This window comes from Parasulfitobacter algicola, from assembly GCF_013315265.1.
GTDB classification, from domain to species: domain Bacteria; phylum Pseudomonadota; class Alphaproteobacteria; order Rhodobacterales; family Rhodobacteraceae; genus Parasulfitobacter; species Parasulfitobacter algicola.
Window position 1 is genome coordinate 1 of record NZ_JABUFE010000070.1, and the last position, 210, is coordinate 210.

Here is a 210-nt window from a genome sequence, read left to right on the forward strand (position 1 = left end):
GCGCCGGGCGGTTAGGCGGAAATCGATCATCTGCCCATTCGCATCGACTGCGCGCCAGAGGTAGCGCCACTTCCCTCAGACGCGGATGTAGGTCTCGTCCACGTGCCAATCGACGCTGGCCCGCCGGAGATGGTTTTCCGTACGCTTGGTCAGTTCCGGGCCAAATTTCTGCACCCAACGATACACCGTGGAGCGATCAACCGCGACATC

At 61.4% G+C, this 210-nt stretch carries 1 pseudogene; it reads right to left on the reverse strand.

The window, feature by feature from the left end:
* A pseudogene (locus HRQ87_RS20615) lies at positions 1 to 210 on the reverse strand (DDE-type integrase/transposase/recombinase); the annotation flags it as partial.